At 45.2% G+C, this 16,288-nt stretch carries 15 protein-coding genes, 1 pseudogene and 1 other annotated feature; of the genes and pseudogenes, 6 read left to right on the top strand and 10 right to left on the bottom strand.

What is annotated here, in order from left to right:
- Positions 1–78: 78 nt before the first annotated feature.
- A complete protein-coding gene (gene tyrS, locus NSU05_RS19505; protein WP_082200986.1) occupies positions 79–1,320 on the bottom strand; it encodes a tyrosine--tRNA ligase in 1,242 nt (413 codons plus the stop codon).
- Between the two features lie 41 nt (positions 1,321–1,361).
- Positions 1,362–1,576: a binding site (T-box leader), on the bottom strand.
- The gene (gene ywaE, locus NSU05_RS19500; RefSeq protein ID WP_038429841.1) at positions 1,571–2,086 is read right to left on the bottom strand and encodes a tyrZ transcriptional regulator YwaE; all 516 of its coding nucleotides are present in this window, start codon (positions 2,084–2,086) and stop codon (positions 1,571–1,573) included. Its footprint overlaps the feature before it by 6 nt.
- 150 nt (positions 2,087–2,236) lie before the next feature.
- Here ywaE and NSU05_RS19495 point away from each other — a divergent pair, with 150 nt between their 5' ends.
- Together NSU05_RS19495 and NSU05_RS19490 are read left to right on the top strand one after the other, a co-directional pair.
- A complete protein-coding gene (locus NSU05_RS19495) occupies positions 2,237–2,950 on the top strand; it encodes a TIGR02206 family membrane protein (protein WP_033882895.1) in 714 nt (237 codons plus the stop codon).
- Between the two features lie 109 nt (positions 2,951–3,059).
- Positions 3,060–3,920, top strand: coding sequence for a glycosyltransferase family 8 protein (locus NSU05_RS19490; RefSeq protein ID WP_014478368.1), 861 nt, complete (start codon positions 3,060–3,062; stop codon positions 3,918–3,920).
- Between the two features lie 52 nt (positions 3,921–3,972).
- Here the strand turns inward: NSU05_RS19490 and sacY are convergent, their stop codons facing one another.
- The 3 genes from sacY to epr form a co-directional block, all read right to left on the bottom strand.
- Positions 3,973–4,815 (bottom strand): transcription antiterminator SacY, encoded by an 843-nt coding sequence (gene sacY, locus NSU05_RS19485; protein ID WP_015714931.1) that lies wholly within the window; start codon positions 4,813–4,815, stop codon positions 3,973–3,975.
- A 53-nt stretch (positions 4,816–4,868) separates the two neighbouring features.
- The gene (gene sacX / locus NSU05_RS19480; RefSeq protein ID WP_038429840.1) at positions 4,869–6,248 is read right to left on the bottom strand and encodes a SacY negative regulator SacX; all 1,380 of its coding nucleotides are present in this window, start codon (positions 6,246–6,248) and stop codon (positions 4,869–4,871) included.
- A gap of 425 nt (positions 6,249–6,673) precedes the next feature.
- A complete protein-coding gene (gene epr / locus NSU05_RS19475) occupies positions 6,674–8,611 on the bottom strand; it encodes a minor protease Epr (protein WP_038429838.1) in 1,938 nt (645 codons plus the stop codon).
- 227 nt (positions 8,612–8,838) lie between these two features.
- Here epr and celB point away from each other — a divergent pair.
- Together celB and NSU05_RS19465 are read left to right on the top strand one after the other, a co-directional pair.
- Positions 8,839–10,174: pseudogene (gene celB / locus NSU05_RS19470) on the top strand (PTS cellobiose transporter subunit IIC).
- A gap of 78 nt (positions 10,175–10,252) precedes the next feature.
- A complete protein-coding gene (locus NSU05_RS19465) occupies positions 10,253–10,930 on the top strand; it encodes a DUF2711 domain-containing protein (RefSeq protein ID WP_038429835.1) in 678 nt (225 codons plus the stop codon).
- A 37-nt stretch (positions 10,931–10,967) separates the two neighbouring features.
- On the opposite strand, the gene glxA is transcribed toward NSU05_RS19465, so the two are convergent.
- Positions 10,968–11,348 (bottom strand): glyoxalase GlxA, encoded by a 381-nt coding sequence (gene glxA, locus NSU05_RS19460; protein WP_038429834.1) that lies wholly within the window; start codon positions 11,346–11,348, stop codon positions 10,968–10,970.
- A 120-nt stretch (positions 11,349–11,468) separates the two neighbouring features.
- Between glxA and NSU05_RS19455 the strand changes: the two genes are divergently transcribed.
- Positions 11,469–12,656 (top strand): class I SAM-dependent rRNA methyltransferase, encoded by a 1,188-nt coding sequence (locus NSU05_RS19455; protein WP_038429833.1) that lies wholly within the window; start codon positions 11,469–11,471, stop codon positions 12,654–12,656.
- A 34-nt stretch (positions 12,657–12,690) separates the two neighbouring features.
- Here the strand turns inward: NSU05_RS19455 and NSU05_RS19450 are convergent, their stop codons facing one another.
- The 4 genes from NSU05_RS19450 to NSU05_RS19435 form a co-directional block, all read right to left on the bottom strand.
- Positions 12,691–12,888 (bottom strand): YwbE family protein, encoded by a 198-nt coding sequence (locus NSU05_RS19450; protein ID WP_038429832.1) that lies wholly within the window; start codon positions 12,886–12,888, stop codon positions 12,691–12,693.
- A 33-nt stretch (positions 12,889–12,921) separates the two neighbouring features.
- The gene (locus NSU05_RS19445; protein WP_015714923.1) at positions 12,922–14,124 is read right to left on the bottom strand and encodes a major facilitator superfamily domain-containing protein 6; all 1,203 of its coding nucleotides are present in this window, start codon (positions 14,122–14,124) and stop codon (positions 12,922–12,924) included.
- A 103-nt stretch (positions 14,125–14,227) separates the two neighbouring features.
- Complete coding sequence (locus tag NSU05_RS19440; protein WP_003227371.1) at positions 14,228–14,905, bottom strand: CidB/LrgB family autolysis modulator; 678 nt, start codon at positions 14,903–14,905, stop codon at positions 14,228–14,230.
- Positions 14,887–15,273, bottom strand: a complete 387-nt coding sequence (locus tag NSU05_RS19435) for a CidA/LrgA family holin-like protein (protein ID WP_003227375.1) — start codon at positions 15,271–15,273, stop codon at positions 14,887–14,889. Before NSU05_RS19435 ends, NSU05_RS19440 begins: the two co-directional genes overlap by 19 nt.
- Positions 15,274–15,378: 105 nt before the next feature.
- Between NSU05_RS19435 and NSU05_RS19430 the strand changes: the two genes are divergently transcribed.
- Complete coding sequence (locus NSU05_RS19430) at positions 15,379–16,284, top strand: LysR family transcriptional regulator (protein ID WP_003227377.1); 906 nt, start codon at positions 15,379–15,381, stop codon at positions 16,282–16,284.
- Positions 16,285–16,288 lie beyond the last annotated feature (4 nt).

Below are 16,288 nucleotides of genomic sequence, written 5' to 3'. Positions count from 1 at the left end.
GTTTTTGAAAAGACAGTGCTTTATACCTGCAAAAAAACGCTTATGAATGAAGGGTCATAAGCGTTTCGGAATATCAGACTATTGGAGCTTTAAAAACTTGCGTTTGCCGACTTGGATGATCATATTCTCTCTTATCTCTGCTTTGGTCTGCACATCTGTTATTTTCTCTCCGTCGATGCGTACACCGCCGTTTTGAATCATGCGGCGCGCCTCGCTCTTCGAAGAGAGGAGCTTTAGCTTGACGAGCAGATCAATCATCGCTATCGTTTTTTCGCCTTTCCAGTTTACTGCCGGTATATCTTCCGGCAGGCTGTTTTCCTGAAAGACTGTCTTAAACGAGTGTTCGGCAGCTTCTGCTGCTTTCTCTCCGTGATACATTCGGACGATTGTTTTGGCTAAAAGCATTTTGGCATCACGCGGATGAACGGCGCCGGTTTCTAAGTCTTTTACGAGCTGTTTTTTCTCTTCAAGCTCTAAGTCTGTCGCCAAGTGGATGTATTTTTTCATCAGGCTGTCGGGCAGTGACATCGTTTTTCCGTACATGTCGTTTGGATGTTCGTTAATGCCAATGTAGTTGTGTTTCGACTTCGACATTTTCTCGACGCCATTCAAGCCTTCCAAGAGCGGCATAAGGATGACGACTTGTTTTTCTTTGTTGTATCGTTCTTGAAAATGCCGCCCCATGAGGACATTGAAATGCTGATCCGTTCCGCCTAATTCAATATCACTTTCGAGAACGACAGAATCATATCCCTGCATCAATGGGTAAAAGAATTCATGCAGTGAGATTGGTTTTTGCATGGCGATGCGTTCTTCAAAGTCGTCGCGCTCCATCAGGCGGGCTACCGTTATTTTCCCTGCTAATTCAATGACATCTTCCAGATTCAATGTTTTCAGCCATTTTGAGTTATAGTGAAGCTCGACTTTTTCTGGATCAAGCACTTTTCCGAATTGCTCAAAGTAGGTTTTGGCATTGTGCTGAACTTCTTCATCAGTCAGTTGCTTTCTGGCTGCCGATTTTCCGGTCGGATCACCAATTTTTCCTGTGAAATCCCCAATTAACAGCTGGACAATGTGGCCGTTTTCTTGAAATTGGCGAAGCTTATTTAACATAACCGTATGGCCCAAATGTACATCCGGTGCAGACGGATCTAATCCGAGCTTAATTTTAAGCGGCGTGCCCGTGGAAATTGATTTCACGAGCTTTGCCTTTAATTCCTCCGGCGGTATGACTTCGTGGGCGCCTGTCATGTATAGCTGAAGCTGTCTTTCTACCTCTTTTTGCTGTGACGCTGTGAGCTGCTCAAATGTTCTCATCATTTTTCCTCCTTTTTTACAAACACAAAAAAGAGCCCATCCCGATAAGGGACGTGGCTCAATGCACGCGGTACCACCCTGGTTGAAGACATTGTCTTCCGCTCATTCGAATAACGGTTTCCCGTTCTTTGCTACTTTTAAGGTTCACAAAGAAAGCTCGGGGAGGTAATTCACGTTTGATGTGTGCCGGCTCGCACCTTCCGCCGGCTCTCTGAAACAGGGAGACAAACCGCTACTGGATTCCCGTCAAAGCTTATGTTGTATGAAGATTGTCAGCTACCTTTCTAAGCAGCCCTGTCAATATTTTCTGTTCGTCCTTCGTCATTCCCGCAATGAGCTCTGTTTCCCCTTTGTGAAACTCCGGGTAGAGTTCTTCGATCGCTTGTTTGCCGGAATCGGTGATAGAGACAAATACGAGTCGCCGATCTCTTGTGTCGATGCTTTTACGGCAAAAACTCTTTTTTTCGAGCGTTTTGATCACGTTGCTTGCTGTAGCTGTAGATATCCCTGACAGCTCAGCGATTTTTCTCGTTTCGAGCGCTCCCCATACCCATAGATCATAAAGAATGGAGAAAGCGGTCCAAGAAAGGTTATAGGAAGAAAGAACCTCAGTCTCCATTTTGACACGGAGCCTTTGCGCAGACCGATACAGATTCGTAGCGATCGAAATGGCTTCCAGGTTGAGTGACTCGACGGGCATTTGTTTGAGCTTAGAAAGTGTATCGTGTTCTTCCTTCCGAAGCTGCTGATGTTGAGGTGAACGTTCCATTTTTTAGGCCTGCCTTAAATTATCAGAATCATTAGCTATGAAACGAATTGTAGCAGAGTCTGGTGTGAACTTCAAGCCCATATATCGGTTGAATAAAAAAAGCCCAAACAACGCCAAAATAAACAAAAAACCGCAAACGGGGGTGCAGTTTTGCAAAAATATGTTCAATCCGTCTATAAACATGATCCGTTTCATCTATTTTCGACAGAGCATGTAGTGACGTTAGCGATTATCGCCCTTTTGGCCATTCTGTTGTTTTTGTTCCAAGAGAGGGTCAAGCAGCCGAGGGCCAGCCGGTTTTTGCGTTCTCTGTTTGTGTTTCTTTTGCTTGGTTCGCAAATCGGCTATCAAATATGGATGGTCGCCACGGGCAGGTGGTCGGTGCGCACTTCATTGCCTCTCCAGCTTAGTGACCTGTCGGTGTATTTGTCAGCTATTATGTTAGTGACAAAAAGCAGAAAGCTGTTTGTATTTTTGTTTTTTGTCGGCGTCGGCAGTTCGATTCAGGCTCTTGCCACTCCTGACCTCGGTATGTTTTCATTTCCGCATATACGATATATCCTCTTTTTTATTTCTCACGGATCTGTGTTTTTATCCTGTCTGCTGATGGCTGTGATTGGCACCTACAGAATGGGCCAGCGCTCATTATGGGTGACAGTCCTGCTTGTTAATGTGTACGGCGTCTGTATTTTCCTGATTGATCGCTGGCTTGGCGCAAATTATATGTATTTGACGAAAAAACCGGGCGGATCCTCTCTCTTAGATGTTCTCGGACCATGGCCGTGGTATATCGTCTCGGCTGAAGCCATCACAATCGCAAGCTTTTTCATTCTTTATTGGCTTTATCGCATCTTCAAAAAATGACACCTTTTTTGTTGTATCACACATTCTGTTTAAAAAAATGTCGGAGAACGTGTTTATTTTTTTGAAAAAGGGTATGTAACTTGTACAACAAAAAGGGAGATGAATACCATTGAGGAAAGATGAAATCATGCATATCGTATCATGCGCAGATGATAATTATGCTCGTCATTTAGGTGGGATGTTCGTTTCTTTATTGACTAACATGGATCAGGAGAGAGAGGTAAAATTATACGTCATTGATGGCGGAATTAAGCCTGATAACAAAAAAAGACTGGAAGAAACCACTTTGAAATTCGGAGTGCCGATTGAGTTTTTAGAAGTGGATACCAAAATGTATGAACATGCGGTAGAGAGCAGCCATATTACAAAAGCCGCGTATTACCGCATTTCGATTCCCGACTTAATTAAGGATGAAAGCATCAAACGAATGATTTACATCGATTGTGATGCGCTTGTCCTAGAGGATATTTCTAAGCTATGGGACTTAGACATTGCGCCATACACCGTAGCCGCTGTTGAGGATGCGGGGCAGCATGAACGCCTGAAAGAAATGAACGTCACTGATACAGGGAAGTATTTTAACTCAGGTATCATGATTATTGATTTTGAGTCTTGGAGAAAGCAAAACATCACAGAAAAAGTCATCAACTTTATCAATGAACACCCAGACGAAGACTTTCTTGTGCTGCATGACCAAGATGCACTGAATGCGATTTTATATGATCAGTGGTATGAACTTCATCCGCGCTGGAACGCTCAAACCTATATCATGTTAAAGCTGAAAACCCCACCGACTCTGTTAGGGCGGAAGCAATATAATGAAACAAGAGAAAACCCGGCAATCGTGCACTTCTGCGGCGGAGAAAAGCCTTGGAACTCCAATACAAAACATCCGTATCGCGATGAGTATTTCCATTACATGTCCTATACGAAGTGGAATACGATTGGGAATCCGGCGATCAACCAATAATACAGATATAAAAAAACGCTTTTGAGATGATCAAAAGCGTTTTTTGTTTGTCTCAGCGTGCGACTGACCGTTGGTAGAACCGCTGAATATGCATGGCGATGTAGCACAATTCTTTTTCAGGAAATTCAAAGCCGTATTCCTTCTTCACAAAGGTGCCGATGCTTAGGGCACACAGGAAGGCATCCTTAAACTTCTCTTTAATGATGTCGATCATTTCTGCGTCCAGCTCGTAAATGGATTCGCCTGCTTTGATATGCTGAATGGCAAAGCGGAGATGGGTCACAAGCCGTTCATAAGAGATGGTATCTTCAACGATATTAATAGACAGTTGAATTTCGATAATCTCGATAATATCACGGATCATTGTTGTAATATCAAGCGTTTGTGTCATATCGCCGGCATTGTTTCTTGCTGTGTGGATATGCATGGCGATATTGCCGATTTCATCATCAGGAATGTGAATCCCCAGTTTATCTTTAATCAGTGTTCTGGCCCATAAGCCGATCTGGAACTCCTTTGGATAAAGGACTTTGATTTCATTCAGCAGCGGATTTTTGATAACCATCCCATTGCTCAGGCGTTCAATTGCAAAAGAAAGATGGTCTGAAAAAGCGACATGAATGCGCTCGTTGATTTTGATGTTCAGCTCTTTTTCGGCATGAGAGATAATTTGCTCAGAAATCTGAATGTGGTCTTCAGGCAATGTTTCTAAAATCTCTTCGAACTGTTTATAGTCAGCTGTATCTTTTCTGACAAAGGTTTTTTCTATTTTCGACTGGTCGACAATATCATTTTTCTTTTTGTCGAACCCAATTCCTGCACCCAAGAGAATCTTCTCTTCATTTTGATCCTTTACGACGACAGCATTATGATTTAAGATTCTTTTAATTTTCATAGCTTTTTTGTCCTTTCATCCCCCGTTTTATGAATGAAAACGAATAAATCCAGTTATTCTGTCTCTTCTTTAAACCCGAGAAACAATGTAGCTATAAAAGCAGAGACGGCTGCGATCAAAAAACCGATCATATAATGAACAAAATTCGCGGCGCCAAACGGCAGCACAATTGAAATCATCGGAATGCCTGTCAGCCCGTAGGAATTTGCCACAACTTGTACCGCAACCACGTACGCTCCGCCAATAGCACCGCCGATGGCTGCTCCGATAAAGGGACGGATCAGTTTGAGATTTACCCCGAATACAATCGGCTCAACAATGCCTAAAAACGCGGTCAGAGAAGCGGGAAGCGCAATTTTCTTCAGGCTTGATTGTTTCGTTTTGAGGAATACCGCAAGCCCCGCTCCGCCTTGGGCCACATTCGCCATCGACCATATCGGCACTAAAAAGTTGACACCGACATGCGGATTAGCAAGCAGCGTTGCCTCAATTGCATAAAAGCTATGATGCAATCCAGATAGGACGATGGTGGAGTAGATGCCGCCGAAAAGGGCTCCGGCGGCAATGCCGGCGTGATCATAGATATAGACGATCGATTGTGTCATGATCTGGCCGATGATGGACGCGGCGGGATTCATCACAATCAGCGCGAGGCACCCTGTCACCATGACCGTAATAAAGGGAATAATCACGACATCAAGTGACTTCGGCACAATCGATTTTAATAGCTTCTCAATTTTGCTCATGACAAAAACGGAGAGAAGAATCGGTATGATGGAACCCTGATACCCCATCATCGGGATATGAAGCCCCCATATGTCTAAAGAAGACGGGGTTTTGCTGCCGAGCATAGACGGGTCCAGCAGATCAGGATGCGTCAAAAGCCCCGCGATCACTGCCCCTAGGTATGGGTTGCTGCCAAATTGCCGTGCGGCACTGAAGCCGACTAAAATCGGCAGTAAAATAAAGGCTGTGCTGGACACGAGGTCAAGCATTTTAATCCATGGGCTGCCGGCAGCGAACCAGTGAAACACCTTAATCATGCCGATCAGCCCCATGAGCAGGCCGCTTGCTGTTATTGCCGGAATAATCGGCACAAAAATATCGGACAGTGTTTTCGCAAAAGCTGCGGCAGGGTTCAGCTTCCGGCTGGCTTTTTTCTGGTGGACAGGTTCTTCAGAAGGCGCGTTCTCCCATACATGAACGACTTCTTTATATATTTTGTTGACGACGCCTGCTCCGAAGATAATCTGGAAAAGCCCATAACGGAAAAAGGTGCCCTGCACACCTTGCAGGTTCTCAATGGCATGTATATCAATTTTCGTCTCGTCCTTTACATCAAAACGAAGACGGGTCGTACAATGGCTGATGCTGATAATATTGTTTTTTCCTCCTGCGAGCAGCAGTAATTCTTTTGCAATCTCTTTATGCAAGCAATCAAAACCTCCTTTGCTGAAGAAAAGTCGGCTTGTTCATCGTATCAAATGAAAAGTTGACAATCAAAATGAAAAAAGTGAGAAATACCGGCTGAAAATGACAAAAATGCCCGCGTCGACGACGGAGCATTAGAATAGGGGTTGTCCAAGGCGCCGTTATGAGCCCAACACGAAAAGAAGAGTTAAAATGCCCTGCTTTTTAGGCACTAATACTCCCTTTGCATCATTGGGCTTGCCTGCCTGCCCAGTCACAATCCCGCCATATGTGGTGATAACTGTAATAACGTTCATTTTATGCTGTTCATGGCTGTATAGCAATAGTATGAAAAGCCTGTACAATGGATGGGAAAAAGGTTGTGTGTGGTGTTCTTAGAATGTAAAAAACCTTTAAGACTTGGAATGCAAATCTTAAAGGTTTTTGGTTACTTTTTCGGTTTGACGGCGTTCAGCCGTTTTTGCAGCTTTGTTTTTTCATTGGATGCTTTTAATTGATTCACTGCAGACTGAGCGGATGTCTTTGATTTCTTTGTTTTGTCTTTTTCCGCTTTCTTCACTTTTGCCTTGGCAGTTTCGACTTTTTTTGCTTCAGCAGCCGCCACCTTTTTCTTCACTTTGTCTAACCGTTTTTGCAATGCCGTTTTGTCCTTGCCTGCTTGAAGCTGATTGACGGCTGATTGTGCTTTTGCCGCATTTGCATCAGTTGATTTCTTTTCAGCCGCAGATACGGATTGCTGTGCCGTCTTCAAATTGGTGCTCTTCACTTTGTTAAGGCGTTTCTGCAGGGACGTTTTTTCTGAACTTGCAGGCAGCTTGCCAATTGCTGATTGTGCGCTGTCCACATCTGTTTTCTTTTTGCTTTTTTCCGCTTTCGCAACTTTGCCTTTCGCTTGCTTTGACGCGATGTAGCGTTTTACTTGGTCTAAGCGTTTTTGAAGGTTCTTTTTGTCTGTTCCGTTCGGCAGCTTGTTGATGGCAGTTTGTGCTGTATCAACGGTTTGTTGTGTTTTATATTTTTCTGCCTTTGCGACTTTGTCTTTCGCATCTTTTACATTTCTGTATGATTGTACTTTATTTAGTCTTTTTTGCAGGGCAGTTTTGGCGTCGGAGCCCGGCAGCTGGCTGATGAGTTCTTGTGCTTTGTTGATATCGGTTTGTGCTTTTGTTTGTTCCGCTTTTTTCACCGCTTGCTCTGCTGCCGCGTACGCTGAATCTGTTGCCTGTGCTTTATACTGGATTAAGCCGTAGCCAAATTGCTGATCGCGGCCTGCGGTACCAAGATCAACGATATTTCTCCGCATTTCCTCGCGAAGCTGGACGTTCGTCTCGGCAGGATCACGCTGTTTTAACAAGGCAAACATGGCTGCGGCGTGCGGTGTCGCTTGGGATGTTCCGCTTCCTGTTGCATAATACTGGTTTAAGTAAGTGCTTGTGATATTTGTCCCCGGTGCTGAAAATTCAACTTCATCTCCAGTTGTTGAGAAGGAGGCAAGCTGATTCTTTTCGTTTGTTGCTGAAACCGCAACGACACTGCTGTATGCCGCCGGATAATTCACTGGCTTGCCGTTTCCGTCGTTACCGCTTGCGGCAACAAGCAGAACGCCTTGTTCATATGCTTTGTTCACGGCGTCATGAAGGATTTTGCTGTCTGACGTCGTGCCAAGGCTCATATTGACGATGTCCATCCCGTTTGCGATCGACCAGTCAATTCCTTGGAGAAGACTTTGAAGATCCCCCGAGCCGTTCTGATCAAGCGCTTTAACCGCGTATATTTGTGCTTCCGGTGCGATGCCGTCAATTCCGTAGCCGTTATGCTTGGCTCCGATAATCCCTGCGACATGTGTTCCGTGGCCGTTATCATCTTTGTAAGAAGAGGTATAACTGACAGCTGAATACCCGCCGGCAATCGACAGGTCATCGTGGGGGGAGATCCCGCTGTCAATGACGGCAATTTTGATATTTTTTCCTGTCAGTCCTGCCTTCCAAGCCTGCCTCACCTGAATGGGCTCAAGGTTCCATTGCTCAAAGTTGTCAGAGGTGTCAGTGCCGTCTGACAGCACTTTGAAATCCGTGCTGTCTGCTGCGGTAAATGATACGTTGTTTTCTATATACAAAATATCAGGATCCTGCTTTAATTCTTTTACTGTCTCCTGGTCTGCTGTGACCGCTACCGCGGGAAGATGTTTATACTGCTGTTCAACATCAGCATCACTGTCCAGGATGGTTTCCTTACCGTCCTTGTTTTTATAAACCACAATAACCTCTTTCTCACTGTTGTTTTGCGCATGAGCGAGAGGGCCTATGGCGAGAAAACTGAAAAACAGAGTGACTGATACAACAAGTTTGCAAGACATGTTTTTCATGATTCATCTCCTTTTTCTATGATGTTTGATATATATATCGGAGAAAAAAAGAGAGATTGATAGTAAGAAGGAAAAAATTTTTCATGGGCAGGGTTGTTTAGCAAAATACAGATTTTTTCCGCATGAAGAGGAAATTTTCCAAATTAATTTGTAAGCGTTTTCAAAATAAGATAAAGAAAACATTGCGGAGGTTGTTCACAAAGCAATGAGAAAAGGGGGCTTTTAAGATGAGCGCATTCACTCGGGTAATGGAAGAAAAAATAATGCCTGTCGCCGGGAAAATTGCCGGGCAGCGGCATCTCAGCGCTTTGCGTGACGGAATTATCCTGACCATGCCGCTGATTATTATCGGGTCTGTCTTCTTGATTTTAACGAGCCTGCCGATTCCGGGGTATGCTGATTTCATGGCGAGTGTGTTTGGGAACGAGTGGGCCGATAAGCTCGGATATCCTGTTAACGCTTCGTTTGATATTATGGCGATGATTGCCGCTTTTGGGATCGCCTATCGGTTGGCAGAAAGCTATGGTGTCGATGCCCTTTCTGCCGGAGCGATTTCAATTGCCGCATTTCTGCTGGCGACGCCGTTTGAGGTGCCGTTTACACCGGATGGCTCAACGGAACCCATCATGGTAGGGGGCGGAATTCCGATCGCGCTGCTCGGCAGCAAGGGCTTATTTGTCGCCATGCTGATCGCCTTGTTTTCAACCGAAATCTATCGGTACATTATTCAAAAAAATATCGTCTTCAAAATGCCAGACGGTGTGCCGCCTGCGGTAAGCAAATTGTTTGTCGCGCTGATTCCCGGCTTTATCATTGTGTTTCTCGTGTGGCTGGCGCGCCTTTTGATTGAAATGACACCTTTTCAGAGTCTGCACAATGTCGTAGGAGACCTGCTTGGCACACCGCTTTCCATCCTTGGCGGCAGTCTCGGCGGAAGCCTGATCGCTGAATTTGTGCAGATGCTGCTTTGGTCGTGCGGGATTCACGGGGCTTCCATCATTGGCGGAATCATGGCGCCGATTTGGTACGGCGCGATGGATGCCAACCGTCTCGCCTTTCAAGCGGGCGAGGCGCTGCCGAGTATTTTTACGACTCAGTTCTTTCAAATTTGGATCAATGTCGGCGGGAGCGGAGCGACGCTGGCGCTTGTCCTGACGATGCTTGTGCGCTCCCGCAGCAAACAAATGAAGCAGCTTGGCCGATTAGGGATTGGGCCCGCACTTTTTAATATCAACGAGCCGATCATTTTCGGCATGCCGATTGTCATGAATCCGCTCCTTATTGTCCCATTTATCATCGCACCGCTCCTCACGATTACCGCAACTTATATCGGCATGAGCACCGGGCTGGTGGCAAGACCGGCCGGAATCGCGGTGCCATGGACGATGCCGCCGCTCATATCAGGTTACCTGGCGACAGGCGGAAAGGTGTCGGGCGCCGTTATGCAGCTGGTGAACCTGCTGATCACCTGTGCCATCTACTATCCGTTTTTCAGAATATGGGATCATCAAAAATGGCGGGAAGAGAGTGCGGTTGAATCTGGGGGATAAAAATGTGATGTGATAGATGATCAGCCTGTCATAGGGCTGATCATCTCCTTTTAAACGAAAGAGAATGTTAGAATATGTAAAGGAGGTGCGCATGCTAGATTATATATGGTTAGATGACGAATCACCAATCTTACAACAAGTACCAGTTGAATACTCATCTGCTGCACTTATCTTTTCTCCTTTTATCCAAATGCCTGAAGGATGGGAGAATGCAAAGAGAAAACATGATTACGAGCATATTTATCCAAACGATGATGAAATCAGAGAAAAAGGCAAGGCTGTTTCCTGGAAGAAGGTTATGTCTTCTTGCGGCTTTCAAACACATGCTGAGCTGGCGCTGGCTTTAATGACGTCGATAGGCGCTTTAAGGGACGAGTTCGCGAGAGAGGATTTGGCTGAGGTGTTACATGAAAACATAAATGGAGACCTCTATTATCCCAGTGAGGATCATATTTCAAATTTTCATATTCCGAGTTTGGTAAAGGTGTTAGGTGCGAACGGATCCAATCGGTTTTATTACGCAGAACCGATTGTGGAAAACCGTGGCGTTTTGGACATAACTGAGGCCAACTTGCGGACGGTTCTTGATGAAGCCGCAGCAGAGCTCGTTTTAACTGATGAGAAAATGGACTTTGTGTTTATGAGTGTATATGACTCATTCATTAATGTCTTTTTAGCAAAAGATAAAAACATCAATGACCTGGTTCAGCGTATGGGCTGGGAAGCGATGGTTTGCGATGAGTCAACGTATATCAGTTGGTATAGATAAAAAAGAACGTACATCACAAAATGTACGTTCTTTATTTTTATCGCTGAAAGAACTCAATCCACTCACCATCAGGACCTTCGATATAAAAGTAACGGTACCCGTTTGGTAGAGTTGTAATCTCTTCGTCGATAAATTTTGCGTTCATTTTTTCCGCTTTTGTATATTCAGCCGCGATGTCATCCGTCAGCAGGGCAATGTGGTGCACTTTTCCCTCGGAGGGAAGCTCGCTGCTGTAGCCTTGAATCAGTTCAATTTCTGTTTCCGGTCCGTCTTCAAAGCCGAGAAAAGCAAGCTCGATTACACCGTTCGTGTGTGTGATGCGATCCTTCAATTTCATGCCGAGTACCTCTTCATAAAATGTGATGGACGCGTTAATATCTCTTACCATGATGCCTGTATGGTCAATTCGTTTTGGCATGCTGCTCCTCCTCGTAACTCTTTTTGTCTATCGTAGAAAAACCTTTCCTTTCTGTCAATGCAGACATCTTGGCGTTTTGTGGTACCATAAGAGAAAGCAAACGGAAAGAGGACGACATATATGAAGCTACTCACCCTAAAAAAAGCACACGCTGCCAAAATAAAAAAAGGCTATCCCCTTATTGAAAAAGAAGCTCTCGCAGGGAGTGCGGGGCACATGAAAGAAGGAGACCTCGTTGATATCGTGTCTGAGAGCGGCGAGTTTCTCGCGCGGGGCTATTATGGCCTGCAAAACAAAGGGGTCGGCTGGACGCTTACCCGCAATAAACATGAACAGGTTGACCAGGCATTTTTTCTCACCAAATTAACAAAAGCGGCCCAAGCGCGCGCCAAACTATTTGAGGCTCAAGATACAACAGCTTTCCGCCTGTTCAACGGTGAGGGCGACGGTGTCGGCGGCGTCACCATCGACTATTATGACGGCTACCTGCTGATTCAATGGTACAGCAAGGGAATTTACACCTTTAAAGACATGCTGATTTCCGCATTGGATGAGATGGATCTTGATTATAAAGCGATTTACGAGAAGAAACGCTTCGACACGGCTGGACAATACGTTGAAGATGATGACTTCGTGAAAGGGAGAAGGGGCGAGTTCCCGATCATCATCCAGGAGAATGGCATTCAATACGCGGTGGATCTGAATGAAGGCGCCATGACGGGCATCTTTTTGGATCAGAGACATGTGCGCAAGGCGATCAGAGACCGCTATGCAAAAGGGAAAACCGTTTTAAATACATTTTCTTATACGGGTGCATTCTCCGTGGCAGCGGCGTTTGGCGGAGCGGAGAAAACAACAAGCGTCGACGTGGCAAACCGAAGTCTGGCCAAAACGATCGAGCAATTCAGCGTGAACAAGCTGGATTACGAAGCGCACGACATTAAAGTGATGGACGTGTTTAACTATTTTTCATATGCTGCAAAAAAGGATTTGCGCTTTGATCTGATTATTCTCGATCCGCCTTCCTTTGCGCGCACAAAAAAACGCACCTTCAGCGCGGCCAAGGATTATAAAAACCTGCTGAAGGAAACGATCGCCATCACTGCTGACAAGGGTGTCATTGTTGCCTCTACAAACAGCAGCGCCTTTGGAATGAAGAAATTCAAAGGCTTTATCGATGCCGCATTTAAAGAAACGAACGAACGCTACACCATCATTGAGGAATTTACGCTGCCGGAGGATTTCAAAACGATTTCGGCATTTCCGGAAGGCAACTACCTGAAAGTGGTCCTTCTGCAGAAAAAATAATGAAAAAGCTGCCCTGTTCAGGGGCAGCTTTTTTTTATGTAGAAATGATCTTCTGGACGCGGCCGATGCGGCCATCTTCAAGACGGACTTTAATGCCATGCGGATGAAAGTTTGATTTCGTCAAAATATCCTTCACTGTCCCTCTCGTCAGTTTTCCTGTTTTTTGATCTGCTTTCAATACAATATCAACCTGCAACCCTTTCGAAATGCTGTTTCGCTCTTGCCCGTTCATAACGCACATCCTTTCTTTTGTTCATTATAGTCATTATGATTTAAAAGTAACAGCCGGCTGATGAAGTGTATGTTTGTTTTTTTCAGCCTTCATTAAATATAATGTCAGGCCAAAGCCTGCTATGCTCAGAATGCCAAAAAGCAAGTAGACCGCGAAAATCGACACGTAGTCAAAAATGTACCCGCCTGCAAATGTGCAGAACCAGTTGCCGAACCCGTTGCCAATGGCGGCGTACATGGTCAGCGCCGTCGCTTCAACGTGTCTTGGGGTAATCTTTTTTACATATTGAAGCGCCGCCGGGATAAATAAACCGATGGCCACTCCCTGAAGAAAGACCGTCGCATAAATGATCCATAGTGAAGGCGCCGTGAAATAGAGCGCCCACCTGAATAATGAGACTCCGCCTGACAGCATAATGACGTTGAGCAGCCCCATTTTATCTATAAATGTTTGGGCGAATCTCATAAATGGAATTTCTGAAATGACACCGATGAAAAATAAAATGCCGATAGCGGAAAGTGACGCGCCGCTTTTGTCCAGAAAAAGACTGAAATACGTATTGTTCGCTAAGTTTGGAGCAAATGTCGTAAAGGTGATGATCATAAAGATGAGGAAAGTTTTGTTGCTGATAAGCTCCCGGAATCCTTTGCGGATATTGACCTTTGTTTTTGTTTTCTGCTGGCCGGGCATTTGTGAAGCCAATATGGCAGCAATGCATAGAAAGGCACAGCCAAAGATAAAGATCACGTGAATGGGGTACAGCTGGTTCGTCACCTGTCCCATGGCAAACACCGCGACACCGAAGCCGAGAGAACCAAACAGGCGGATTCCGCCGTAGTTGCCGTTTGTTTCTTGTGTGTACCTTAGTGAAATGCTGTCCGAAAGTGGAATAATCGTGCTTTGAAAGGCTGCAAAACAGGCCGCAATCAAAATAAACAGAGGAAAGCTGTCAAATGCAATATAGCCTAGTCCAATGATGCCTGTGATTGATGTGCAAACCGCCAGCAGGCCTTTCGTTTTTTGCGTATAGTCGCTCAGCATGCCCCAAAACGGCTGAAAGAAAATCATCACAATCGGGCCCAGTGACATGATCAAGCCGACCTGTGATCCGCTTAAATGCTGTTCCTTCGTTAAATACATACTGAGTAAGGGAATCATGCTGCCCGTACCGAGAAAAGCAAACAAATAAAATCCTTTTAACGCGGCATAATGCCGTCTCACCTGCAAGTTGTGCATCAGGGTGCCTCCTTTGGTATCCACAAATACATTATATTGGAATTCGTCAGCTTTTCAATAAGGGGAAGCACATAAAAAAAACTGCCCTCGAGAGGACAGTTTTTTACATAAATGAAAGCAAAAATGGCGCCGCGCAAAGCGTCATAATCGCAGCTAAGATCATCGATACGCTTGAAATTGTGCCGGACACAGAGCTGAGCTCAAATGCCTTTGACGTTCCCGCTCCGTGCGCGCTTGTGCCAAGCAACACGCCCCGCGCAATTTCGTTATCAATGCGGAAATAACGGATGACCATCGGGCCGATCACTGTGCCGAGCAAAGCGGTTAAAATCACAAACACGGCTGTGACGGCAGGCATTCCGCCGATCATTTCAGATACGTTCATCGCGATCGGCGTTGTCACTGATCTCGGGACGAGGCTGTCAATTAAGCCGGTGCCGAGGTGAAGCCATTTCGCAATAAGAGCGGTAGAAATAATCGCGATGCATGAACCGACGGCCACATTCAAGATAATTTCCACTGCGTATTTCTTTAAAACAGGGAAATATTTATATAGCGGGATCGCGAATGCCACGGTGGCCGGCTGTAGCATATCGGTCAGCAATCCGCCGCCGAGATTATAGGACTCGTACGGGACATTCACCAGCAGCAGCAGACCGACTAACACAGCGGGCGTCACCAATAGCGGCGACGTATAAACACGCGGAAAGCGTTGATATACCTTTTTTGCTCCTAAATACACCAAAACAGTTAAAAACAAACTTACAATTCCGATGAACACGTATGCTTTTTCTCCTTTCTCTTTGCAATGAGTTGTGTAAGCGTTCCTGTAGACACCATCACGACAAACGTGCTGATGATGACAACAAGCAGAATGCTGACACCAAATTTCGACATAATGTCTCCGTATTCAATCACTCCGACGGCAGACGGGATAAAAAATAAAAGCAGCTCCCCGAGAAGCCACGCCGCGCCAAGCTCGATCCATTCAAGCTTGATAATGTTAAAGTGCAATAATGTGAAAAGAATCACAATCCCTATTATACTGCCGGGAATATTTATATGAAGAAGGGCTGTCACCCAATTAATCAGCCGAGCAAATATAAATAACAGAGCGATTTGAATAACGGTTAGCAACAGTTTTTTCATATTGATGCCTCCCTTATATACTTATTGTACATAAGGTCTCTCTATAGGTAAAATATATATTAAGAATAAGAAGTATTCCTTTTGTCTATAGAAAGGGTGAAGCGCATGGATATCCGCCATTTAACATATTTCTTGGAAGTCGCCCGTTTAAAAAGTTTTACGAAGGCTTCCCAATCCCTTTATGTTTCTCAGCCGACGATATCAAAAATGATCAAAAATTTAGAAGAAGAGCTCGGAATTGAACTGTTTTACCGAAACGGCAGGCAGGTGGAACTGACTGATGCTGGTCATAGCATGTATGTGCAGGCGCAGGAAATCATTAAATCATTTCAAAACCTGACGTCAGAATTAAATGATATTATGGAAGTCAAGAAAGGGCACGTACGGATTGGACTGCCGCCGATGATCGGATCGGGGTTTTTCCCCAGAGTGCTCGGCGATTTCCGTGAAAACTATCCGAATGTCACCTTTCAGCTAGTCGAAGACGGTTCTATAAAAGTCCAAGAAGGTGTCGGGGACGGCTCTCTTGATATCGGCGTTGTGGTCCTTCCCGCAAACGAAGATATCTTTCATTCGTTTACAATCGTAAAAGAAACCTTAATGCTTGTCGTTCACCCTTCCCACCGGCTGGCTGATGAGAAAGAATGTCAGCTGCGTGAGTTGAAGGACGAGCCTTTTATTTTCTTCAGAGAGGATTTTGTCCTGCACAACCGAATTATGACGGAATGTATCAAGGCTGGGTTCCGGCCCCATATCATTTATGAAACATCACAATGGGATTTTATCAGTGAGATGGTATCAGCCAACCTTGGGATCGGACTTTTGCCGGAACGAATCTGCCGCGGCCTTGACCCGGAAAAAGTGAAAGTCATTCCGCTTGTCGATCCGGTCATCCCTTGGCACCTCGCCATTATTTGGAGAAAGGACCGGTACTTGTCGTTTGCGGCCAGAGCTTGGCTCGAACATACGAAATCGTATTTATGGGACCCGAAAAAAGATAGTAAAGGATGATGCA

Source organism: Bacillus sp. EU52 (assembly GCF_037964975.1).
In the GTDB taxonomy this organism is placed as follows: Bacteria; Bacillota; Bacilli; order Bacillales; family Bacillaceae; genus Bacillus; species Bacillus subtilis.
This window is presented reverse-complemented; position numbering and strand designations above follow the sequence as displayed.